The sequence below is a fragment of the Streptomyces sp. NBC_00028 genome, assembly GCF_045041065.1.
Classification (GTDB): domain Bacteria; phylum Actinomycetota; class Actinomycetes; order Streptomycetales; family Streptomycetaceae; genus Streptomyces.
This window is the reverse complement of record NZ_CP108293.1, coordinates 6558244-6580236: the sequence shown is the minus strand read 5'-3', so window position 1 is coordinate 6580236 and position 21993 is coordinate 6558244. Positions and strand designations below refer to the sequence as shown.

At 71.1% G+C, this 21993-nt stretch carries 21 protein-coding genes; 7 read left to right on the top strand and 14 right to left on the bottom strand.

What is annotated here, in order from left to right; translation table 11 throughout:
• Positions 1-9 precede the first annotated feature (9 nt).
• Genes OG885_RS29590 through OG885_RS29580 form a run of 3 tightly spaced genes read left to right on the top strand, consistent with a single transcriptional unit; the run spans position 10 to position 2707 of the window.
• A complete protein-coding gene (locus OG885_RS29590; RefSeq protein ID WP_405737114.1) occupies positions 10-1428 on the top strand; it encodes an FGGY family carbohydrate kinase in 1419 nt (472 codons plus the stop codon).
• 26 nt (positions 1429-1454) lie between these two features.
• Positions 1455-2483, top strand: a complete 1029-nt coding sequence (locus OG885_RS29585) for a glycerophosphodiester phosphodiesterase family protein (protein WP_405737112.1) — start codon at positions 1455-1457, stop codon at positions 2481-2483.
• Positions 2480-2707 carry a hypothetical protein gene (locus OG885_RS29580; RefSeq protein ID WP_405737110.1) on the top strand — a complete coding sequence of 76 codons (228 nt, stop codon included), beginning with the start codon at positions 2480-2482 and terminating at the stop codon, positions 2705-2707. The genes OG885_RS29585 and OG885_RS29580 overlap by 4 nt, the downstream gene beginning before the upstream one ends.
• Positions 2708-2714: 7 nt before the next feature.
• Here OG885_RS29580 and OG885_RS29575 read toward each other — a convergent pair whose 3' ends face one another.
• Positions 2715-3371, bottom strand: a complete 657-nt coding sequence (locus tag OG885_RS29575) for a DsbA family protein (RefSeq protein WP_405737107.1) — start codon at positions 3369-3371, stop codon at positions 2715-2717.
• Between the two features lie 149 nt (positions 3372-3520).
• On the opposite strand from OG885_RS29575, the gene pepN reads away from it, so the two are divergent.
• Both pepN and OG885_RS29565 read left to right on the top strand, forming a co-directional pair.
• Positions 3521-6094 (top strand): aminopeptidase N, encoded by a 2574-nt coding sequence (gene pepN, locus OG885_RS29570; RefSeq protein WP_405737105.1) that lies wholly within the window; start codon positions 3521-3523, stop codon positions 6092-6094.
• Positions 6095-6300: 206 nt separating this feature from the next.
• Positions 6301-7347, top strand: coding sequence for a hypothetical protein (locus OG885_RS29565; protein WP_405737102.1), 1047 nt, complete (start codon positions 6301-6303; stop codon positions 7345-7347).
• Between the two features lie 83 nt (positions 7348-7430).
• Here the strand turns inward: OG885_RS29565 and OG885_RS29560 are convergent, their stop codons facing one another.
• The 8 genes from OG885_RS29560 to OG885_RS29525 all read right to left on the bottom strand — a co-directional run bounded on the left by OG885_RS29560 (position 7431) and on the right by OG885_RS29525 (position 14611).
• Positions 7431-7883 carry a hypothetical protein gene (locus OG885_RS29560; RefSeq protein WP_405737100.1) on the bottom strand — a complete coding sequence of 151 codons (453 nt, stop codon included), beginning with the start codon at positions 7881-7883 and terminating at the stop codon, positions 7431-7433.
• Between the two features lie 113 nt (positions 7884-7996).
• Positions 7997-9127 (bottom strand): serine hydrolase domain-containing protein, encoded by a 1131-nt coding sequence (locus OG885_RS29555; RefSeq protein ID WP_405737097.1) that lies wholly within the window; start codon positions 9125-9127, stop codon positions 7997-7999.
• A gap of 91 nt (positions 9128-9218) precedes the next feature.
• Positions 9219-11006, bottom strand: coding sequence for a TIGR03767 family metallophosphoesterase (locus OG885_RS29550; protein WP_405737095.1), 1788 nt, complete (start codon positions 11004-11006; stop codon positions 9219-9221).
• 168 nt (positions 11007-11174) lie between these two features.
• Positions 11175-12077 carry a hypothetical protein gene (locus tag OG885_RS29545; RefSeq protein ID WP_405737092.1) on the bottom strand — a complete coding sequence of 301 codons (903 nt, stop codon included), beginning with the start codon at positions 12075-12077 and terminating at the stop codon, positions 11175-11177.
• Complete coding sequence (locus OG885_RS29540) at positions 12074-12448, bottom strand: hypothetical protein (RefSeq protein WP_405737090.1); 375 nt, start codon at positions 12446-12448, stop codon at positions 12074-12076. Before OG885_RS29540 ends, OG885_RS29545 begins: the two co-directional genes overlap by 4 nt.
• A 361-nt stretch (positions 12449-12809) precedes the next feature.
• Positions 12810-13268: an NUDIX hydrolase gene (locus tag OG885_RS29535; RefSeq protein ID WP_405737087.1), complete on the bottom strand. Its 459-nt coding sequence runs from the start codon at positions 13266-13268 to the stop codon at positions 12810-12812.
• Between the two features lie 9 nt (positions 13269-13277).
• Positions 13278-14165 carry a pyridoxamine 5'-phosphate oxidase family protein gene (locus OG885_RS29530; protein ID WP_405737084.1) on the bottom strand — a complete coding sequence of 296 codons (888 nt, stop codon included), beginning with the start codon at positions 14163-14165 and terminating at the stop codon, positions 13278-13280.
• Positions 14166-14167: 2 nt separating this feature from the next.
• Positions 14168-14611, bottom strand: coding sequence for a VOC family protein (locus OG885_RS29525; RefSeq protein WP_399956436.1), 444 nt, complete (start codon positions 14609-14611; stop codon positions 14168-14170).
• Positions 14612-14718: 107 nt separating this feature from the next.
• Between OG885_RS29525 and OG885_RS29520 the strand changes: the two genes are divergently transcribed.
• Complete coding sequence (locus OG885_RS29520; protein ID WP_405737081.1) at positions 14719-15246, top strand: CGNR zinc finger domain-containing protein; 528 nt, start codon at positions 14719-14721, stop codon at positions 15244-15246.
• Positions 15247-15302: 56 nt separating this feature from the next.
• Here OG885_RS29520 and OG885_RS29515 read toward each other — a convergent pair whose 3' ends face one another.
• Genes OG885_RS29515 through OG885_RS29505 form a run of 3 tightly spaced genes read right to left on the bottom strand, consistent with a single transcriptional unit; the run spans position 15303 to position 17036 of the window.
• Complete coding sequence (locus OG885_RS29515) at positions 15303-15689, bottom strand: hypothetical protein (RefSeq protein ID WP_405737079.1); 387 nt, start codon at positions 15687-15689, stop codon at positions 15303-15305.
• Complete coding sequence (locus OG885_RS29510; RefSeq protein ID WP_399956444.1) at positions 15686-16207, bottom strand: hypothetical protein; 522 nt, start codon at positions 16205-16207, stop codon at positions 15686-15688. The genes OG885_RS29515 and OG885_RS29510 overlap by 4 nt, the downstream gene beginning before the upstream one ends.
• A 28-nt stretch (positions 16208-16235) precedes the next feature.
• Complete coding sequence (locus OG885_RS29505; protein ID WP_405737076.1) at positions 16236-17036, bottom strand: hypothetical protein; 801 nt, start codon at positions 17034-17036, stop codon at positions 16236-16238.
• 327 nt (positions 17037-17363) lie between these two features.
• On the opposite strand from OG885_RS29505, the gene OG885_RS29500 reads away from it, so the two are divergent.
• Positions 17364-20678: a S8 family serine peptidase gene (locus OG885_RS29500; RefSeq protein ID WP_405737074.1), complete on the top strand. Its 3315-nt coding sequence runs from the start codon at positions 17364-17366 to the stop codon at positions 20676-20678.
• Positions 20679-20749: 71 nt separating this feature from the next.
• Here OG885_RS29500 and OG885_RS29495 read toward each other — a convergent pair whose 3' ends face one another.
• Both OG885_RS29495 and OG885_RS29490 read right to left on the bottom strand, forming a co-directional pair.
• The gene (locus tag OG885_RS29495; protein ID WP_405737072.1) at positions 20750-21457 is read right to left on the bottom strand and encodes a hypothetical protein; all 708 of its coding nucleotides are present in this window, start codon (positions 21455-21457) and stop codon (positions 20750-20752) included.
• A 2-nt stretch (positions 21458-21459) separates the two neighbouring features.
• Complete coding sequence (locus OG885_RS29490) at positions 21460-21987, bottom strand: RNA polymerase sigma factor (protein ID WP_405737070.1); 528 nt, start codon at positions 21985-21987, stop codon at positions 21460-21462.
• Positions 21988-21993: the final 6 nt, after the last annotated feature.

Below are 21993 nucleotides of genomic sequence, written 5' to 3'. Positions count from 1 at the left end.
GAGCCTGCGATGTACATCGGGATCGACGTCGGTACGTCCACGGTGAAGGCCGCCGCGTTCGACGGAGAGGGGCGGGAGCTGAAGGTCGCCGCACGGTCGGTGGGCCTCGGGATGCGTGACGGGTTCGTGGAGCAGGACATGCGGGAGGTGTACGCGGCCGTCGTCGCCGTCCTGGAGGAGGTGAGCGGTGAGGAGGTGGAGCTGGCCGGGCTCACCGGCCAGGGCGACGGTGTGTGGCTGCTGGACCGGGACGGGCGGCCCGTTCGGTCCGCCGTCTCCTGGATGGACGGGCGGGCGGCCGAGCTCGTCGACCGCTGGCTGGCGGACGGCACCTTCGAGACCGTCTTCCGCCGCACCGGCAGCGCGATGTTCCCCGGCTGTCCCGGCCCCCTGCTCGCCTGGCTGGACAGCCACGACCCGAAGTCCCTCGACAGGGCGACGGCGGCCGTCTACTGCAAGGACATGGTGTTCCAGCGGCTGACCGGGGCGCCCCGCGCGACCACCGACGTCTCGGACGCGTCGATGCCGTTCCTGGACCCGAGGACCCGCGCCTACGACAACCGGGTCGTGGAACTCCTCGGCCTGACCCACCGCCGCGGCCTGCTCGCCCCGGTCAGCGACCCGGTGGCGACGGGCGGGGCGAAGGGCGAGGGCCTGCCCGCCGGCACCCCCCTGGCCAACGGCCCCTACGACCTGGCGGCCTGCGCCCTCGGTGCCGGTGTCACACGCCCCGGCGACGGCCTGCTCATCGTCGGGACCTGTCTGGCCAGCCTGGTCGCCACGACCGGCCTCGACCTGTCCGGCGAACCGGCCGGCCTCCACATCTCCACCGACCGCCCCGGCCACTGGCTGCGCGCGATGCCGGCGATGGTCGGCACGGCGGCCCTGGACTGGGTGCTGAAGACGACGGGCGTGGCCCACGACGAGGTCGACACCCTCCTCGCCGACACCCCGCCCGGCGCACACGGCGTCCGCGTCCTCCCCTACTTCGCGCCCTCCGGTGAACGCGCCCCCTTCGTCGAACCCCGGCTCCGCGCCGAACTCACCGGCGTCTCCCTGGAGTCGACCCCGGCCGATCTCATCCGGGCGACCTGCGAGGGCATCGGCTACGCGGCCCGGCACTGCCTGGAGGCGGCGGGCCTGACCGGCACGCTGGCCGTGTGCGGCGGCGGCACCCGCAGCCCCGCCTGGATGCGGCTGCTGGCGGACGTACTGGGCCGGCCGCTGCGGGTGGTCGAGGGTGAAGTGGGGGCGCGGGGCGCGGTGTTGGCGGCGGCGGAGCGGTACGGCATCGCCCTGGACACCGACGCATGGACCCGGCCGACGGCGGTCGTGGAGCCGGACGCGGGGCGGGCCGCGTACTACGCGAAGGGCTACGCCGACCATCTGGCACGGCTGGCCGCGGCCCGTGACCGGGCGCGCGGTTGAACAATCCGCCGACGAAAGGGAATCACATGCGCCTGAGACGTCGCTCCCTGCTGCTCGCGGCCGCCGCCACCCCGGTGGCCGCGGCCCTGCCCGCCCAAGCCCGCCCGCACCGGGGCCCGTTGGTCATCGGCCACCGCGGCGCGGCCGGCTGGCGTCCCGAGCACACGGCGTCGGCCTACACGTACGGCGTCCAGACGGGTGCCGACTGGATCGAACCGGATCTGGTCCCGACCAGGGACCACGTCCTCGTCGTCCGGCACGAGAACGAGATCTCGCAGACCACCGACGTCGCCGCGCACCCGGAGTTCGCGGACCGCCGTACGACGAAGACGGTGGACGGCCGTTCCGTGTCCGGCTGGTTCACGGAGGACTTCACGCTCGCAGAGCTGAAGACCCTGCGGGCGGTCGAACGCCTCCCCGCGCTCCGCAACCGCAACACGGTCTTCGACGGCCGGGACGAGATCCTCACGTTCCAGGAGGTGGTGGAGCTGGCCCGCCGGCTGTCGAAGGCGTACGGCCGGACGGTCGCCGTCTTCCCGGAGACCAAGCATCCGACGTACTTCCGGGGAATCGGCCTGGAGTTGGAGCCGAAGCTGGCGTCCGCGATCCGCCGTAACCGGCTGACGGCCCGCGAGTGCGTCGTCCAGTCCTTCGAGCCGACGAGCCTGCGGCGGATGACGGGACTCGGCGTGCCGCTGTGGCAGGCGCTGGGGACGACGGGCGGGCCGTACGACCTGCCCTCGACCACGTACCGGGACATGATGTCCCCAGCGGGCCTGGCGGAGATCGCGGAGTACGCCGACTGGATCGGCCCGGACAAGTCCTCCCTCCTCGGCACGAGCCTCCTCGCGGACGCCCATGCGGCGGGGCTGCGGGTGGGGCCGTACACCTTCCGCGCGGAGAACCAGTTCCTGCCGGTGGAGTTCCGGCGCGGGAGCGGAGCGAGCGATTTCGGGGACGCGTTCGCCGAATACGCGCTGTACTACGGACTCGGGGTCGACGCGGTGGTGACCGACTTCCCGGATCTGGCGGTGATGGCGAGGAGGGGTCTGTGACGATCAGCCGGTACTGCCGGACCTGCCGTGGCATGCAGGAGTTCGAGAAGCTCGACGCGGCCGAGAAGGCCTGGGCCCGCGCGGAGGGTGGCCGCACCTATGTGCACGACCTCTGGCGGTGCACGGCCGCCGGCTGTCTGACCTACTTCCGCATCGGCCATATCAACGACAGCGGGCTCCTCCCCGAGAAGTTCAAGAAGGAGCCCGCCGCCGACGCGGAATGACGGTGACCTACAGGTTGCTGAAGTCCGGGCCCTTGGTCCGGGTGCGCTTGATCTCGTAGAAGCCGGGGACCGAGGCGACGGCGAGGGTGCCGTCCCACAGGCGGGCCGCGGCCTCGCCCTTGGGGGCGGGGGTGACGACCGGGCCGAAGAAGGCGATCTGCTCGCCGTCGTCGCCGGGGACGGCGATGACCGGGGTGCCGACCTCCTGGCCGACCTTGTCGATGCCCTCCTTGTGGGAGGCGCGCAGCTCGGCGTCGAACTCGAAGTCCTTCTGGTCGAAGTACCCGATCAGGTCGGCGGGCAGGCCGACGTCCGCCAGGGCGCCCTCGACGGCCTCGCGGGTCGGGCCCTGGCCCTCGTTGTGGATACGGGTGCCGAGCGCGGTGTACAGCGGGCCGAGGATGTCGGAGCCATGCTTCTGCCAGGCCGCGGTGACCACCCGGATCGGCTGCCAGGCCTTGGTCTCAAGGAGCTCGCGGTACTCCTCGGGCAGCTCGTCGATCTTCGGCTCGTTCAGCACGGCCAGGCTCATGATGTGCCAGCGCACCTCGATGTTCCGGACCTTCTCCACCTCGAGGACCCACCGGGAGGTCATCCAGGCCCAGGGGCACAGCGGGTCGAACCAGAAGTCGACGGGCGTCTTCGCGGAGCTGGTCTCGGACATGCGTCTCCTCAGGAAATTGTTCGATTCCCTGGGACAACGTCGTGCCACCCCACCCCATTCCCTCCTCCCGCCCGTCAGGGGCACATGGCAGGATCGGTGCTGTCCACATACCGAACACCGCTCGCTGTCGATCTGAGGGAGTGCCGCCTGTGCCCGGTGAGAATCTGTCCCGCGACGAGGCCCGGGAGCGGGCCGCCCTGCTGTCCGTCGACGGGTACGAGGTGTCCCTCGACGTCCGCTCGGCCGTCGGGGAGGGCGACGGGTCTCCGCGCACCTTCCGTTCCGTGACGACGCTCCGGTTCCGCTGCAACGAGCCCGGCGCCACCAGCTTCGCCGATCTGATCGCGCCGAGTGTGACCTCCGTCTCCCTCAACGGCCGTGATCTCGACCCGGGCGAGGTCTTCGACGGCTCCCGGATCACCCTGGAGGACCTCGCCGCCGAGAACGAGCTGATCGTCGACGCCCAGTGCGCCTACTCCCGCACGGGTGAGGGCCTGCACCGCTTCGTCGACCCCGAGGACGGCGAGGTCTACCTCTACACGCAGTACGAGCCGGCCGACTCCCGCCGTGTCCTTACGTGCTTCGAGCAGCCCGACCTCAAGGCCCCGTTCCGCTTCGAGGTGCGGGCGCCCGAGGGGTGGACGGTGTGGAGCAACGGGGTCGCCACGCACACGGACGGCGTGTGGCGCTTCGCGGAGACGAAGCCGATCTCCACGTACATCACCTGTGTCGTGGCGGGTCCGTACCACTATGTGACGGACTCCTACGAGCGGGTGCTGGAGGACGGGACCCGCCTGGAGATCCCGCTCGGCGCGATGTGCCGCAAGGGTCTGGCCCCGCACTTCGACGCCGACGACGTCTTCCTCGTCACCAAGCAGGGCCTGGACTTCTTCCACGACCACTTCGACTACCCGTACCCCTTCGGGAAGTACGACCAGGCGTTCGTGCCCGAGTACAACCTCGGGGCGATGGAGAACCCGGGCCTGGTGACCTTCCGCGAGGAGTTCATCTTCCGGGGCAAGGTGACACAGGCGTCCTACGAGGGCCGGGCCAACGTCATCCTGCACGAGATGGCGCACATGTGGTTCGGCGACCTGGTCACCATGGTGTGGTGGGACGACCTGTGGCTGAAGGAGTCCTTCGCGGACTTCATGGGCACGTTCGCCAACGTCGGCGCGACCCGCTTCAAGGACGCCTGGATCACCTTCGCCAACCGCCGCAAGGCCTGGGCCTACCGCGCGGACCAGCTGCCCTCCACGCACCCCATCACCGCCGACATCCGCGACCTCCAGGACGCCAAGCTCAACTTCGACGGCATCACGTACGCCAAGGGCGCCTCGGTGCTCAAGCAGCTGGTGGCGTACGTCGGCCAGGACGCGTTCCTGGAGGGCGCGCGGCGCTACTTCAAGCGCCACGCGTACGGCAACACCCGCCTCGGTGACCTGCTGTCGGTCCTTGAGGAGACCAGCGGCCGGGACATGGCGGCGTGGTCGAGGTCATGGCTCCAGACGGCGGGCGTCAACTCCCTCACCCCGCAGGTGCTGTTGAGCGCCGAGGGCCGGATCACCGAGCTGGCCGTGCTCCAGGAGGCCGCGGAGTCGCACCCCGAACTGCGCCCGCACCGGGTCGCGGTGGGCCTGTACCGGCGTACTCCCGAGGGCGCCGTGGAGCGGTACGCGCGCGTGGAGGTCGACGTCGACGGCCCGCGCACGATCGTGACCGAGCTGGCGGGCGCGGAGGCGCCGGAGCTGGTGCTGGTCAACGACGACGACCTGACCTTCTGCAAGACCCGCTTCGACGCGGAGTCGCTGGACACGCTGAAGCGGCAGCTGGGCGATCTGACGGACCCCCTGGCCCGTGCCCTGTGCTGGTCGGCGCTGTGGAACATGACACGGGACGCGCTGCTGCCGGCCCGGGACTTCATGGACCTGGTGCTGCGCTTCGCGGGCCGCGAGTCCGACATCGGTGTGCTCCAGATGCTGCACGCGTGGGCGAACTCGTCGCTGGTCAACTATGCGGCGCCGGGGTGGCGTCCGACGGGTGAGCGGCTGCTCGCCGAAGGTGCGCTGAAGGAGCTGCGGCTGGCGGGGCCGGGCAGCGAGCACCAGCTGGCGTGGGCGCGGTTCTTCGCGTCGGTGGCCTCGTCCCCGGCCGATCTCCAGCTGCTCCAGGGCCTGTTGGAGGGCACGGCGAAGATCGACGGTCTGACGGTGGACCAGGAGTTGCGCTGGGCGTTCCTCGGCCCGCTGGCCTCGCACGGGCTCGCGGACGAGGAGGTGCTCGCGGCCGAACTGGCCCGCGACGACACGGCGTCCGGCAAGCGCCACCAGGTCCGCTGCCTGGCCTCCCGGCCGTCGGCGGCGGTGAAGGCGCAGGCGTGGGCGCAGGTGGTGGAGTCGGACGCGCTGTCGAACGCGCTGGTGGAGGCGACGATCGCGGGGTGGAACCAGTCCTCGCAGCGGGAGTTGCTGGCGCCGTACGCGCAGAAGTACTTCGCGGCGATCGAGCGGGTGTGGGCGGACCGGTCGATCCAGATCGGCATGGACGTGGTGCGCGGACTGTTCCCGTCCTTGCAGGACTCCCCGCAGACCCTGGACGCGACGGACGCGTGGCTGTCGGCGCACGAGGCCGCGCCCCCGGCGCTGCGGCGGCTGGTGCTGGAGGCGCGGGACGACCTGGCGAGGGCGCTGCGAGGCCAGGAGTGCGACGCGAAGACGGGCTGATCTCTGGCCAAAGCCTGGGCCGTCCGTAGCCGTTACGGAATTCAGTCAATTATGACCGTAACCCCTGGTCCCACCCATTCGGACCAGGGGTTTTCGCCGCCTACTCGGCATCCGAACACCCGTCCTTTAGTACCGGCTTGTCCGCATTTATCGACAGGCGCGTAACAGCGGTTAGAGGGGCGTCGGTCGGCGGGAATCCCCGCTGCATGAACCACAACACCCCGGTCCCCCCGCTCTCCCCCCGCCCGGTCCGCCACCTCTCCGAGGTGCACCGCCGGGTGATGACGACGGCGCAGCTGCGTACGCACGGTGTCTCGCCGGCCGACGTGAACGAGCAGTGCCGTCCCGGCGGCCCCTGGCAGCAGATCCTCCCGGGCGTGATCCTGCTCCACCCCGGCCCGCCCACCAGCGAGGAGCGGCTGCACGCGGTCCTGATGTACGCGGCGAAGGAGCGTCCGGCCGGGGTCCCGGCCCAGCCCGGCGCGGAGGACGCGCACGCCCCGACGTACACGGAGGCGATGCTGACCGGCCTCGCGGCCCTGACCCTGCACGGCTTCACCTCCTCCCCGCCGCTGATGTCGGTCGACAAGATCGACGTCCTGGTCCCCCGGCTGCGCCGGCTGCGTTCGACGGGCAGCGCACGGATCGTCCGTACGGCGTCCCTCCCGACCCCGCAGCAGGTGACGGGTGTCCCGGTGGCCCCTGTCCCGCGCGCCCTGGCGGACGCGGTGTCGGAGCTGACGGACGCGGGCGCCGTACGCCGTCTGCTCACCGAGGCCGTCCGGGGCGGGCACTGCGAACCGGCCGCCGTGGTGCGCGAGTTGAACCAGGCGAAGCTCCTGTCCCGGCCTCATGTGGTGGACGCGGTGGACTCCCTGCTCGCCGAGGGGCGGGCGATCGCGGAGGACCGTCTGTACCGGATGGTGCGCGAACACGGTCTGCCGGACCCGGTGTGGAACGTCGACCTGCGCCTGCCCGGCGGCCCGCACCTCGGCGGCCTGGACGCGTACTGGCCCGAGCAGGCGGTCGCCGTCGAGCTGGACACCCGCGCCCCCCGCCAGGACGAGGACGCGCTGTGGTCCGAGTACGCCCGCAAGCGCGAACACCTGGAGCGCCTCGGCATCACGGTCGTCCACATCACCCCGAAGAAGCTGAGGGAGTCCATGGAGCAACAGGCGGCCGTGGTCCGCACGGCACTCATGGCGTCCGGCGACCGCGACCCGGCCGCGTACGTGGTCGTCCTCCCCCGGTAGTGACGGACCGGGGGGATCAGGGGGAAAGAGGAGGGGCCGCCGGGCGGAGGGGACCGGGCGGCCCCTCCTCGTGTGCCGCGGCGCTAGCCGAGCCGGGGCGGCACGAACGCCGCCGCGTCCCCTTGCCAGTGCCGGTGCACCCAGAGCCGCTCACCGGCCAGTTCGATGCGCGCCCAGGTCCCGGACAGGGACCCGATCCCCGTTCCCAGCGGCAACCGCGCCAGCACCCGGGTCGGCTTGACCACCCCGAAGCGGCCGTAGCGCAGCACCACGACAGCCCGGTCGGTCTCGAGCACCACCCGTCGGCTCGTGAACGCGTTGGCGAGAAGCACCCCGGCAAGACCGCCCAGGGCACCCCGGAATCCCGCGTACCCGCCCACCGGGACCAACTGGAACGCCATCGCCCCGACCAGGAAGAACCCGGCCCGCCACCAGGGACTGACCCCGCCCTGCGCCAGCATGACCCGCCGGGTCCGCTCACCGGGTTCCAGAAAACCCTGCGAGACGGACCTGACTCGCTCCACCGACCGTGACATCACACATCCCCACCCGAAAGATCACCGCTGGCGCCGCAGATCCTCCGCCGGTCGCCGACTCGCTGTCAATGACCAGTATTCGTACAGGTGATCCCAGGATTGCGGAGCGAGCGCTAGCTTCCGCAGAACTCCGCCTCGATCACCGCGTCGCTGTCTCCCGACCAGTCGCCGTTGAAGTTGAAGGCCAGGGTGTGGCGGCCGTCGGCCGTGGTGACCGCCTCCGACTGGGAGCCGTGGATGCCGCCGCCGTGGCCCCAGACGTGGACACCGCAGCTCAGTTCGCGGTCGATGAGGCCGAGGCCGTAGCCGGCGTTCGGCCAGCCCACCGCCGTGACCGTCGTCTTCATCTCCTTCAGCTGCTTCGGCGGGAGCAGCCTGCCGCGCAGCAGGGCCGAGTAGAAGCGGCCGAGGTCCGCGGAGTCGGAGATCATGCCGCCCGCCGAACCCGCCAGGGACGGGTTGAGCTTCGTGACGTCGTACGTCGGGCCCGTCGTCGTCTCGGCGAGCTTGGAGTAGGCGCGAGCGGAGGGCTGCGGGAGGGTGACACGGGTGCCGGGGACGGACGTGGCACGCAGGCCGAGCGGCTCGATGATCCGGTCGCGGATCTCGGCGGCGTACGGGCGTCCCGTCACCTTCTCGATGACCATCCCGGCCAGGATGTAGTTGGTGTTGGAGTAGCTCCACGACGCACCCGGCTCGAACTCCGGCGCGTGCCGCATCGCGATCGCCACGAGGTCCCGCGGCGACTTGGTGTCGTAGCGGTGCTTCAGGAAGCCGTCGGCCAGGAAGTACGTCCGGCCGAAGTCGTCGTCGGACGTGTAGTCGTAGATGCCGCTGGTGTGGTTCAGCAGCCGGCGGAGGGTGATCCCCCGGCCGTCGTGGCCGTGGCCGCGCACCACGCCCGGCAGCCATTTCTCCACCGTGTCGTCCAGCGACAGCCGCCCCTCCGCCTCCAGTTGGAGCAGCACCGTCGACACGAAGGTCTTGGTGATGCTGCCGACGCGGTAGTGGTCGTACGGCGAACGCGGGGCGCCGGTCCGCAGGTCGCCGACGCCCGCCGTCGCCGACCAGCGGCCCGCCGTGGCCGTGACGCCGGGCACGCCGTCCTGCACCGCGGCCTCGATCGCCTCCCGGGTCGCACCGTGCTCGCCGCCGTCTCTCGGGGCGGCCAGGGCGGGGCCCGCCAGTGCCGCCGACAGCACCACCGCCGTCACCGCCACGAGAGTCGTCCGTACGGTCCTCATCTTCTTCCCCTTCCGGCCCTTCGTGCTGGTCGGAGGAGGAGACACGGCCGGTATCGGCAAGGTTGACCGGTGTACTCCGGTTGAGCGGCTTTCAGCCCTTCTTCAGCACCAGCTCCGTGTTGCGGTCCCGCGCCCCGCCGCCCAGCGTCGTGCTCGCGCCCGGGGCGTTGAACGACAGCTCGCGGTACAGCGCCGCGAGGCCGGTCTGGGAGAGGTCGGCGAAATCCGTGCGGTGCGGGGCGGAGGACTCGACGCAGGTGGTGAAGAGGGAGAGCGTGCCGTCCTTGTTGTCCACCAGCTCGACGACCCGGGCGAGCTGGGGGTAGTCGACGTGGGAGGCGGTGGAGATCTCCCAGAAGCCGGGGCCGCCGCCGGAGCCCGCGTGGGCGGTGATGTCGTTGCGGTGGATGTGACCGTTGACCCAGGCCAGGACGTTGCGGTGGCGGGCCAGCAGGGCGACGACCTCGGCACCGCTGTGGCGGCGCTCGCCGGGGCGGGCCGGGTCGGGGCGGGTGTTGTCCATCGACTGGCTGGTGTGGTGGCTGAAGAGGATCGCGTACGAGTCCTTGTTGTCCGTCAGCGTCTTCTCCAGCCACTTCAACTGGGCCGTGCCGACGGACCCTTCGTAGTGGCCGCCCGCGTCGGTGGTGTCGAGGCTGATGCCGATGACGTCGTCGGCGATGCGGAAGGAGTAGTACTGGGTGCCCGCGTCGAGGTTGGCGGTGGAGTAGCCGTGGCCGACCGGGCCGACACCGCGGTAGGCCGGGTCGAGGTGGGCCCTGACGTACTCGGCCGGCGTGTACGGTGCCCGCTTCTCGTCCGGCGTCACCGCGCGCATGTCACGGGCGTGCGCCTTGAGCAGGTCGCGGAAGCCGGCGCCCTTGGGGTCCTTGGCCGTCTTGATGGCGTCCTGGAGCTTCTTCGCCTCGGCGGCCGGCAGGCTCATGAGCTTCTTGCCGCCGACCGCGTACTCGGTGAGCCAGGGGTCGGCGTGGGAGCCGTAGCAGCCGAGCGGCATGGCGTCGTGGTTGCCGACCGTGGAGTACCAGGGCAGGTTCAGACCGGGGCTGTTGAGCTCGCGGATCGCGGCGGCGAGGAAGCCGTCGAGGTGCGGGAAGCCGAGCTGCTTGTCGGCGTCGCGGACCGTGGCGTCGGGCTGCCAGTACTGCTTGAGGCCGCTGTTCTGGACGCCCTCGTACCGCCGCGGGTCACCGGAGTTGGGGCTGATCCGGCCGCCGCTCATCACCTTCAGGAACCACTCCAACTCGGACTTGGCGTTGTTGTCCGTGTTGTCGCCGGTGGTCATCGCGAAGTGCAGCGGGGCGCCGGTGACGGGGCCGCCGCGCAGTGCGTTGATCCGCTCGACGAGGGCGACCGCGCCGTGCACGGTCAGCGCCTCCTGCGGACGCCAGGCGTGCACGTCGGTCGAGCGCAGGTATTCGAGCCGCATCGGGTGCTGGGCGTCGATGAGGTGCATGTCGGTGAGCTGCACGAACGCGGCGAGCGCGGTACGGCGGCCGGCGCGGCCGGTCTTCGGCGCGGCGAGGTCACCGCGGACGACCCGCGCCCAGCCGGGGCCGTTGCCGAGGCGGCGGAAGCCGGAGGAGGTGCGGGCGGCGGCGACGGTGGCGACGGTGGTGCCGCGGGTGTAGGGCGCGAGGGGGGTGGTGGCCGGCGCCTGCCGGGACTGGGCGACGGGCGCCTCGGCCGCGATGCCGGAACCGGCGGCGGTGGACGTCGAGGCGGTGGCGGCCTGGCTGTCGGTGGGCCGCAGGGCGTAGCCGACGCCGGCGGAGACGGCTGCGGCGCCGGTGGCGGCGAGAACGGTGCGGCGGTTGACCGCGAGGGCGGAGGTGGCGACAGAGCGTGTGCGCGACATGGCGCGGTCTCCCCGAGTGCGAACGCGTCGGCAGTGGTCGCGGGTCGCTCGCTGACGCGAATTCCCCGCTCGCTCTGGATGCTTGGCAGTGAGGATGACCTGTACGTGAACGAGACGGCAACGCGCAACACCGATCACCGTACGTGGATCTTGGGGGACCCTGAGTGTCTACGAGGGCTCGTCCGGTGGGCGGACGGTGGTCACAGGCTGTTCATCTGGCGGGGTAGTCGAGGGTTCCGACGGCAGCACGGTGAAGCTCGCCCGGACCTTCTCGTAGGTCTTCATCGGCTGGGTCGCGGTCGGCTGGTACCAGGTGTTGATCTGGTACGTCCGCCCCTCCACCGTGAAACCCAGGAGCACCGCGCGCCAGGGCTTGCCCTGGAGCGTGAAGGTGTACTCCCACAGGACCGCGGGCCAGCCCTCGAAGCGGGCCGGGTCGAGCCGGATCTTCTGGTAACCCTCCCCCTGCCGGGCGTTCTTCTCCGACGCCTTCCAGGTCTTCATGAGGTCGCCCCGGGCCAGCGAGGACTTCACGGCGACCTCCTGGTCGCCTTCAGGAGAGGTGTAGTGCACCTCGGCACCGGTCTTCACGTCCCGGCGCCAGCCCTGGGGCGGGACCCAGGCGAACCCGCCGGACTCCTCACGTGCCGCGGGCGGCGGGCTCGTACGGGGAGCGTCGCCGATCTCGATGACCGGGACGACCTGCTGCCGGGCACCGAAGTGGAGCGAGAAACCGAGGACGGCCACGCCGACGAAGACCACCGCGAGCGCCCAGCCGGCCATCACCCGGCCGATCCCGCGCGCGGGCGCGGGCCGCCCGAGGTCGATGTCCGTGTCGAGGGTGTAGGAGAAGGTGGATGCGGGCGGTTCCGGTTCCCCACCCGCATCCTCCTCCGCACGCACGTCCGCGCCGCCGTCGAGGGCGAGCGGCTCGACGTCCAGCAGCGACGCCACGTACCGCCGCCACAGCGGCAGATCCCGGCGGCGGCCGTGTTCGACGAGGTGATCCAGGGCCTCGGGGTGGGAGTCCGTCAGGGAGGCCCAGTAGCGTTCCGCGAGGTGGCGGGTCATGACTCGAGGACTTCCTCACCGGCCGGCGTCGCCGGTTCCGTCTGCGTCCCGGCGATCGCCGCCTGGAGCGTGCGCGCACTCCCCAGCTGCCGCAGCAGCGCCGGCGCCGACGCCCCCACCGCCACCGTCGCGAGCGCGCCCGTCAGTTGGGGGGCGAAGAGCCAGCCGGCGCCGGCACCGAGGCAGATCCGCGTCAGGGCGGCCAGCGCGTCGGAGGGCGGGTCGATGTACTTGTCGAAGCGCGGCAGCTTGTCGCGGCGGCGGTTCCGCGACAGCGCCCGGTGCCTGGCCGCCTGCCAGGTCGCGATCCGGCCGTAGAAGACCACGATCTCCACGACCAGGCCGCCCAGCGCCCCGTATGTGATGGACATCGACCATTCCATGGCCGTCCCCCTCGGCAATGGCGATGCCGTTCAGCATTCCAGACAAGCGCCCCGCCCGGGAGGGAATCGGCATCGGCGACCCAAAGGCCTTGGGCCTGTCCGGCGGATCATGCCGCAGACGCGGGGGCTGGCACGCCGGCCTGCGGCGTTGTCGTCGGTTGCCGACTCCCCCGCTCTCGGCTTCGCTCGAGCGGGAGGGGCCCCCATCGCGTCGCCGCCCTCCTCCGCCTTGCAGTCCAACGCTCCCCCACGCTCGAACAACCTCGCGCGGGGGCACCCCCATCGCCCCCGCTCACCCGCGTCGATGAGGCACCGCGGCTTTCCTGCGACTTGATCCGCCGGACAGGCCCTAATCCCGGGCGCCTGTTACCCGCCCCGTCGCCGGTCGCTCCCGCCACAACGTCAGTCCCACGTCCACCAGTGCGACCCGGTTCAGCTCGGGTACCTCCGTCAGGGGATGCCAGGCCGCCATGTCGGTGGAGCCGCCGATCTCGGGGCGGAGCTCGCCGCCGGTGACCCGGGCCTCGTAGAGGAGGCGCAGGCCCTGGCGGTCGACGCCGCGGCCCCAACGACGGGCCTGTGCAAGGCGGATGGAGTCGACGCCGAGCAGGTGCGTGATCTCGACGGTGTACCCGGTCTCCTCCTCCACCTCCCGCAGCACCGTGTCGTAGGGGTCCTCGCCGTGCTCCATGCCGCCGCCCGGCAGGGTCCACTCCGGCCGGCCGTCGTCGCCGATCCAGCGGGCGAGCAGGAGGTGATCGTCCCGGACGCACAGGGCGTAGGCCGCCACCCTCAACTTCTTGCGCATGGGGGGACGTTAGCCCCCGAGCGGTGGATTGGCCGGTGAGTATGCGGGCGGCGACCAGCGCAGGGGCAGCGCCTCCGGCGTCTCGATGACCTCCCGGATCGCCAGCCGCACCCGGCGGCCGCCCGCCGCGTCGAACTCCGTGCGCGCCTCGCCCGTCAGCTGGAGTGTCGTACCCGTCGTCCAGTCCAGGAGGAGCAGGCCCGCGCGCGGGTCCGCCGCGAGGTTGCCCAGGGTGAGGAACATCGAGTTGCCCGGGTAGTCCCGCCAGCTCAGCTCCCCCGGCGAAGCCACCCTCACGAAGCCCGGGTTGCCGCCCCGATGGCTGGTGTCGGCGCCGTCCGGGTGCACGGTCGTCAGGAAGAAGGTGTCGGACGTGGCGATGAACTCCGCCTGGGCCGAGGAGAGTTGCCGTTCCCGTCGCGGCACCCCGACAGCCCGGCCGGCCACCACCTCGTACGACTCCCTCCGCTGGAGATACTTCGGGCAGTTGGCGAAGACCCGGTCCGCCGTCACCGCGAAGCCCCGTTCCGTGGGCCGGAGTCGGCCGTTGAGGCGCATACGGCGGCGGGTGCGGGGGTCGAGGGCGATCGTGCCGACGAGCGTGCCCTCCTCGGCGAGGGCCGCGGTGAGCGGGTCCGACGCCGGGACCCCTCCCGTCACCGACATCTGGCGCGGGCCCGTCGCCCGTACGAAGCCCGGCGGGCCGGTGAGCGGGGACGCCCACACCGCGCCCGTCGACGGGTCCGCGGCGCCCACGGTCAGCAGGGGCTGCGCCTCCAGGAACGCGGCGGCGATCGGCTTGATGCCCTCCCCTATCGAGGCACCCACATGATCCGCCCGCTCCCGCACCCCCACCCGTTCCTGCACCGCCCGCGAGCCCGCGTGATAGACGCCCATGACTAGAAGAACCCGCAGGTCGGAGCCGACTCCACCGGTGCCGGCGCCCCCTCCGCGCCGCTCGGCACGGAGATCTCCAGCCGGGTGCCGTCGGGGTCGTGGAAGAAGATGCCGCCCGACGCCGCGCCCTCGCGGTGGGCGACGACTCCCTCGTAGGCGAAGTCGACGCCGTACGTCCGCAGCGCCTCCTCGTACGCGCGCACCCGCTCGATCGAGTCCGCCTCGAAGGCGAGGTGGTGCAGGCCCGCGCGGTCGCTCGCGTACGGCCCTTCCGCCTGCTGCCAGAGCGTGAGGACCAGGGCCGTGCCGTCGCCCAGGAACGCGTACCGGCGGCCTTCCTCCTTGCCCTCGGCGATCAGTGTGAAGCCCAGGACGTCCCGGTAGAAGGCGAGCGAGCGGTCGAGATCGGTGACGTTCAGGCCGATGTGGCCGGTGCGCAAGGTCATGACGCGTCCCTTCGGATGACTAACCTCTCTAGATAAAGTTAAGGGTTAGGCGCGGTCGGCGCAACCCCTCACGTACCCTTGAGTGGTTAGCACCGAAGGAGACCCGCATGTCAGCCGACCCGCGCCCGCTCACCGGCGAGCCGCTCGCCCTCGATCTGCTCAACACGCGGTGGATGCGGGAAGGAGCCGCCCAGGATCTGCTCCAGGACGCCGACGGGCTCGCCGTATGGCTGGCGGCCAACGCGCTCGACGGACGGTTCGCGGCGGACGCGGCCACGCTGCGGCACACCCTCCAGGCGCGGGACGCGCTGCGGAAGGCGGTCGACGGGGGCGAGACGGCTCCGCTGGACGCCGTGCTCGATCATGGCCGTATCCGGGCCACCCTCACCGCCGAAGGGCCGGGCGAGATCCCCGAGTTCCGCGACCCCGCCTGGGGGCCGGCCTGGCTCGCCGCCCGGGGCTATCTGGAGCTGCTCGCCACCGCGCCCGACCGCATCCGCGGCTGCGCCCACGAGGCGTGCATCCTGCACTTCTTCGACACCTCACGGAACGGGACGCGCCGCTGGTGCTCGATGGCGGCGTGCGGCAACCGGGCGAAGGCGTCACGCCATTACGCGCGGACGCAGAAGCCCTGACGCGCGAAGGGCGGGCCCCCTGCCGGGAACCCGCCCTCGCCGTGTCCGGACGCCGTTCAGCCGTCCGCGGCGCGCACCCCGCCGATGTTGATGGCGTCGCAGCTGCGCTCGATGAACTCGCCCACGGCGAAGCTCGCCGCACGCGCGTCCTTCTCGTCCTCGGGATCGAAGTGGTCGTACCAGTCCAGGAGCGCGGCGAAGTCGTCGTGGACTCCGTCGGGCGCCTGCTCGCTCAGATCCTCGAGGATGTGGTGCTTGTCGTGCAGGCCCAGGTCGTTCACGGTCTGGAGATCCAGCGGCTCCGCCGTACGGCAGAAGGCCGCCTGCGCCTTGGCGTCGGCGAAGTCGTCCGCCGTCGCCCACCGGTAGCCCAGCAGTCCGCCGCCGAGGCCGACGACGAGCACCGCCGCGCCCACGCCGAGACGGGTCCGCCTGGATATCACGTCCCCGCCTTGATGGCGTTGAGGTCGTGCTGGTCGAACCGGTAGTAGGCCGCCGTCGTGGAGCGCATGCACGAGTTGTTGTCGGTGTCGTTCGACGCCTTGCGGTGCCCGAGGTCGCCGGTGTGCCCGAACTCGTGGCAGCCCATGGTGAGCCACTCGAAGTCGTCGTGGTACATGGCGGTGTTGAACTGGATGGTGATGACGTCACACGACGTGAAGAGCGCGTTCCAGTCCTTGCACCTGGTCTGCCCCGCCCACGTCACGTTCTCCGTCTTGTAGTCGTGGACCTCGATGTCACCGCCACCCCACGAGGTGGTGATGACGCTCCGTTCGAGCTGCTCCTTGCCCCACTCCATGGCCCCCTTGCCCTTGACCGTCAGGTTGAAGCCCTTGACGGCCTGCTGCCTGTTGTCCGGGTCCATGCCGGAGTCGTCGTGACTCGCGTGGGCCGGCGAGGAGAGGGAGGCCAGGAGCACCGCCGCCAGCGCGACCCACAGCGGGCGCGTCGTACGTGACATTTGCTCTCTCATTTCAGCTGGAGACGGTTCAGGTGGAGGAGGGGTACGGGGTGGGTTCCGAGCCGTCGTTGGTGCCCAGGTCGGTGGGCTCCGCGGTGACGCCGGCCGTCGGAAGCGGCGAGTTCTCGTACCCGGAGGGGCCGGCGACCGGCATCTCGGCGGCGGTCGGCAGGTCCGGCGGCGGGTTCTTGGTGTCGTAGATCCGCTTGAGGTAGATCGTGAGATCGAGCATGTCGTAGCTCTCGATGCTCTGCTTCAGCGCCGAGCCCTCCTCGGCGGACGAGGAGAGGAAGCCGTCGGCGAGGATCTCCGCCCGGCCCTCCGTGCTGATGACGTTCCAGCCGGTGGTCGCGGAGCCGCGCAGGAAGAACACGTACTCCTTGCCGACCTCGCTCCACTTGTAGTTGTTGACCTGGTAGCCGTCGCCGCTGGCGTCCCAGCCCCATTCCTCGACCTTGATCGGGGCCGGGAAGGTGGTACGGCCGTTCGGCGAGAACGCCTGGTTGACCTGGAGCGTCACCTCTCGGGCCTGGGTGGCCGCGGTCTCCTCGCCCGGCTCGGCGGTCTCGTCGGCACCGACGATGCGTCCGGGGTTCACCGCGGTCACCGTCGCGCGGACCACGGCGGGCGAGGTGACGGCCATCTGTCCGACGCTCTCGAACTCCACGCTCTCCAGGGCGTGGGCGATCACCTCGGGCTCCGAGTCCAGGGTCCTGGTGTCGGCCTCGGCGACCGGCAGCAGGGTCGCGCCCCCGGCCACCGCCGCCACCGCTACGGCCGCGGCGGCCCAGACCCCCCATTTAGGGAAGTGGAAGTCCAGCATGGTCAAGGCACGCTCCGCCCTGTGAAAGCCCTGTGATCTTGGTCGGAGCAGATCGTAAAGGTTTGACCAGGCCATGGCAACAAGGATCTAAAGCACCGCGGGGGCGGGGTAACCCCGCTGCCCGTGAAGCCGGATGGACCGGTATGCCGGTTAACTCACGGATGACCTAGGGGGTTTTCCCCACGCGTCCATATCGATTCGGTCAACTCTCCCTAAACATCCTTCCCATGCGTAAAGCTGTGCGATCACCCGGAACCTCGTTCCGGACCCCCGCGGTCAGGACCGATCGGTCCCGGTCGCCACCGCACGTTCCTTTACCTACAAGGGATGCCGATGACCCTCACCCCCCAGCGCGAACCGATACCTAGCGCGAGACGCGTGGTGCGTATAGCCGTGGCCGCCGGTCTCGTGGCCGCGCTCTCCGCGGCCGGGCCGATACCCATGGCCTTCTCGGCCGACTCCGGTACGCCCGCCGCGGCCGACCCGGGCGTCAAGTCCGCCCACGAGAAGCTCGGTTCGGACGACGCGGACCTGCTCGCCGAGGCCAAGGCCGACGGCGACAAGAACGTCACGCTGATGGTCGCCACCGCCCCCGGCAAGACCGAGCAGGTCACCGAGGAGCTGGACGCGGTCAAGGGCGGCTACGTGGGCAAGACCTACGACAAGCTCGGGTACGTCCGTGCGACCGTGCCGACCGCCAAGGCGGACGCGGCCATCGCCGCCGCCGCGAAGCTCTCCTCCGTGCACGGCATCGACCTGCGGCAGGAGATCGCGCTGGACGATCCCACGCCCGCCGCGGACACCGCGAAGGGCGCCGCCTCGACCGCGAGCGCCACGGGCGCCTACACGGGGCCGAACAAGAAGACCCCCGCCAAGAACCCGTACAACCCGTCCTTCGAGACGGGCGCCGTCGACTTCGTGCAGGACCACCCGAAGGCGGACGGCCGCGGGATCACCATCGGCATCCTCGACTCCGGCGTCGACCTCGGCCACCCCGCGCTGCAGAAGACCACCACCGGTGAGCGCAAGATCGTCGACTGGGTCACCTCGACCGACCCCGTCTCCGACGGCGACGGCACCTGGCGGCGGATGACCACCGCGGTCGCCGGTCCGACGTTCTCGATCACCACGACCAGCCAGGGCACCGAGACGTTCAAGGCGCCCGAGGGTTCGTACAAGTTCAGCTACATGTCCGAGTCCGCCACCACCGGTGGCGACATGGCGGGCGACCTGAACCGCGACGGCGACAAGACGGACGTCTGGGGCGTGCTGTACGACGCGGCCGCCGGCACCGTCCGCGTCGACCTGAACGACAACCTCGACTTCACCGACGACGTGGCCATGAAGCCGTACAAGGACGGCTACCAGATCGGCTACTTCGGCACCGACGACCCCACCACGGAGGTCGTCGAGCGCATTCCGTTCGTCGTCGAGATCCGCAAGGACGTCGTCTACAACTCCTCGGGCGCCAAGGCCGATTACGTCAACATCGGCGTCATCGAGTCCGAGCACGGCACCCACGTCGCCGGCATCACCTCCGCCAACGGCCTGTTCGGCGGGAAGATGAACGGCGCGGCCCCGGGCGCGAAGATCGTCTCGTCCCGTGCCTGCACCTGGTCCGGCGGCTGCACCAACGTCGCGCTCACCGAGGGCATGATCGACCTCGTCACCAACCGCGGTGTCGACATCGTCAACATGTCCATCGGCGGTCTTCCGGCGCTGAACGACGGCAACAACGCGCGCGCCGAGCTCTACACGCGCCTCATCGACACCTACGGCGTCCAGCTGGTCATCTCGGCCGGCAACTCCGGCCCGGGTGCCAACACCATCGGCGACCCCGGTCTGGCCGACAAGGTGATCTCCGTCGGCGCGGCCATCTCCAAGGCGACGTGGGCCTCCAACTACGGCTCCGCGGTGACGAAGTCGTACGCGATGATGCCGTTCTCCTCGCGCGGTCCGCGTGAGGACGGCGGGTTCACCCCGACGCTGTCCGCGCCGGGCGCCTCCATCAACACCACGCAGACCTGGCTGCCGGGCTCCCCGGTCGCCGAGTCGGGCTACACGCTGCCGGCCGGCTACTCGATGCTCCAGGGCACCTCGATGGCCTCCCCGCAGGCCGCGGGCGCCTCGGCGCTGCTGCTCTCCGCCGCGAAGCAGAAGGGCATCACGCTCACCCCGGCGAACCTGCGCACCGCCCTGACCTCGACCGCCGACCACATCAAGGGTGTGCAGGCGTACGAGGAGGGCGCGGGCCTCATCAACATCGTGGACGCCTGGGACGCCATCAAGGACGGCGCGACCGCCCACGACTACACGGTCAAGGCGCCGGTCGACACCGCGATCGACCAGTTCCTGAAGACGCCGGGCTTCGGCACCGGCATCTACGACCGTGAGGGCGGCCTGAAGGCCGGCGTGAAGAAGTCGTACGAGGTCACCATCACCCGTACGACCGGCGCCGACCGTCCGCTGTGGCACGAGCTGAGCCTGGAGAACAACGCCTCCGGCACCTTCTCCATCGTCGGCTCCGACGACATCAAGCTGGAGCTGAACAAGCCGGTCACCGTGAAGATCGCCGCCAAGTCGCCGTCCGCCGGCGTCAAGAGCGCGATCCTGGAGGTCGACGACCCGCGCACCGAGGGCGTCGACAAGCAGATCCTGAACACGGTCGTCGTCTCGTCGCCGGTGAAGTACACCTACTCCGCGTCGAACACCGTCCAGCGCAACAGCACGCAGTCGTACTTCGTGACCGTTCCCGAGGGCGCCAAGTCCCTGGAGGTCGCGATCGGCGGGCTGAAGGACAAGAGCCAGACCCGGTTCATCGCGATCCACCCGTACGGCACTCCGGTCGACAACACCGGCACCCCGTACTGCTACAACAACTACCTCGACGGCAACGGCTGCAAGCCCGACGTGCGTGCGTACGCGGACCCGCAGGCCGGCGTCTGGGAGATCGAGGTCGAGTCGCGCCGTACGTCGCCGCTGCTCGACAACCCGTACAAGCTGGACGTCTCCGTCCTCGGCGCCGCCTTCGACCCCGAGGTCGTGACGGTTCCCGAGGCCAAGGTCGGCACCCCGGTCGCCGCCTCCTGGAAGGTGACGAACAACTTCGCCGCCCTGGACGGCAAGCTCGTCGGCGGTCCGCTCGGCTCGGCCAAGTCGGCCCGCCCGTCCATCACCGAGGGTGTCACCCAGACCACCACGGTCGACGTGCCCGAGGGCGCCAAGTCCCTCGACGTGGTCATCGGCAACGTCTCCGACGCGGCCGCCGACCTCGACCTGGTCGTCTACGGCCCCGACGGCAGCGAGGCCGGCACCTCGGCCGACGGCGACTCGGAGGAGGCCGTCTCGGTCGCCGCCCCGGCCGCCGGCACCTACACCATCGAGGTCATCGGCTACTCGGTGCCGTCCGGTTCCACCGCGTACGACTACCAGGACGTGTTCTTCTCCAACGCCCTGGGCACCGTCACCGTCGACGACACCGCCGCCGTCAAGCTCGGCACCGGCGACTCGACGAACGTCTCCGCGAACGTCACCGCCCTGGCGGCCGCTCCGGAGGGCCGTGAGTTCTTCGGCCAGGTCCAGCTGGTCAACGCCCGCGGCACGGCCGCCGGCATCGGCAGCGTGACGATCGAGAAGGTCACGCCGTAACGGCTGAACGGCAGTAAAGGGGCGGGCGTTCCCATGGGGCGCCCGCCCTTCCGCGTTCTCCGTCCGTGCGGTCAGGCCGCGCCCTCGCAGGTCAGACCCCGTGCGGCGGGCAGCGCCCGCTCGATCCGCAGGCGCCCCTCCGCCAGCGCGTCCTGAGCGGCACCGGTCCGGTCCTCGGCGTACGGCGGATCGCCCGCGCGATAGGTGTCGGGCCCCTCGCCCGGCAGGCTGGAGACCAGGACCAGCATCCGCGCCCCGGTCCGGTAGTACGCCGGTACGTTCGCACCCTGGTCGACGAAGGTGACCGTCCGCTCCCCGCTCGCCGGCTTGTAGTGCCGCTCCACGTCCAGCACCACCCGGTACCGGTCGTCGCCGCCCGCCGCCTCGACCCGCGCCACCGTGCCCTCGACGACCGTGCTGGAGCAGGCGATGAGCCCCTCGACGGTGAGCAGGGCCTGGGATCCCTCGCCCTCGACCCCGTTGTGGGCGACGAGATACGCCGCCCCCGTCCCCAGCGACGCGACGGCCACGGCCGCCGCGAGAGCCACGAGCCCGAGACGCCCACGCCACCACCGGCGCACGGGGACGGGTTCCGGCACGGACACGGGCTCCGGCACCGGTTCCGGCACCTCCGCTGCCGCGCGGGCCAGCCCGTCCCCGATCCGCCGAAGCTGCTCGCGTACGGCGGCCATGTCGCGTTCCGCCGCCCCGTACTCCTGCGTCTCCCGGTGCGCGGGTTCGCCCAGCAGGACCGCCATCAGCTCGTCGTGCTTGTCCACCGTCACACCGTCTCTTCCACGTGCAGCCGGTCACGCAGGTGCTTCGCCGCGGCGTACAGCCTGCTCTTGACCGTTCCCAAGGGGATCCCGAGCTGTTCGGCGATCTGCGGAACCGAGAGATCCGCGTAGTAGCGCAGGATCAGGACCTGCCGCTGCGCGCCCGGCAGGGCGTCGAGCCCTTCGGCGACGGCGAGCGCCTGGACGCTGTTCTCGGTGTCGTCCTGGACGCGTTCGTCCGGCGTACCGAGCAGGGAGAGCCGCTCGCTGACGCGCTCCTGCCGGTGTCTGGCGCGGTGCCAGTCCACCGCGAGGTTCGAGGCCACCACCGCGGCCCAGGCGCCCAGGTCACGCGGCGGGTCGTCGCCGCGGGCCCGGCGTTCCAGCAGGCGCAGCCGCACCTGCTGGAGCCCGTCCTGGAGGTCGTCCTGAGGGACCCCGCCGAGCGCCAGGACGGCACGGACCCGGTCGGCCTGCGCCGCGTCCAGCGGGTCCGCGCCTGCCTCCGCGCCGCCAGGTCTCCTGATCTGCACCCGCGT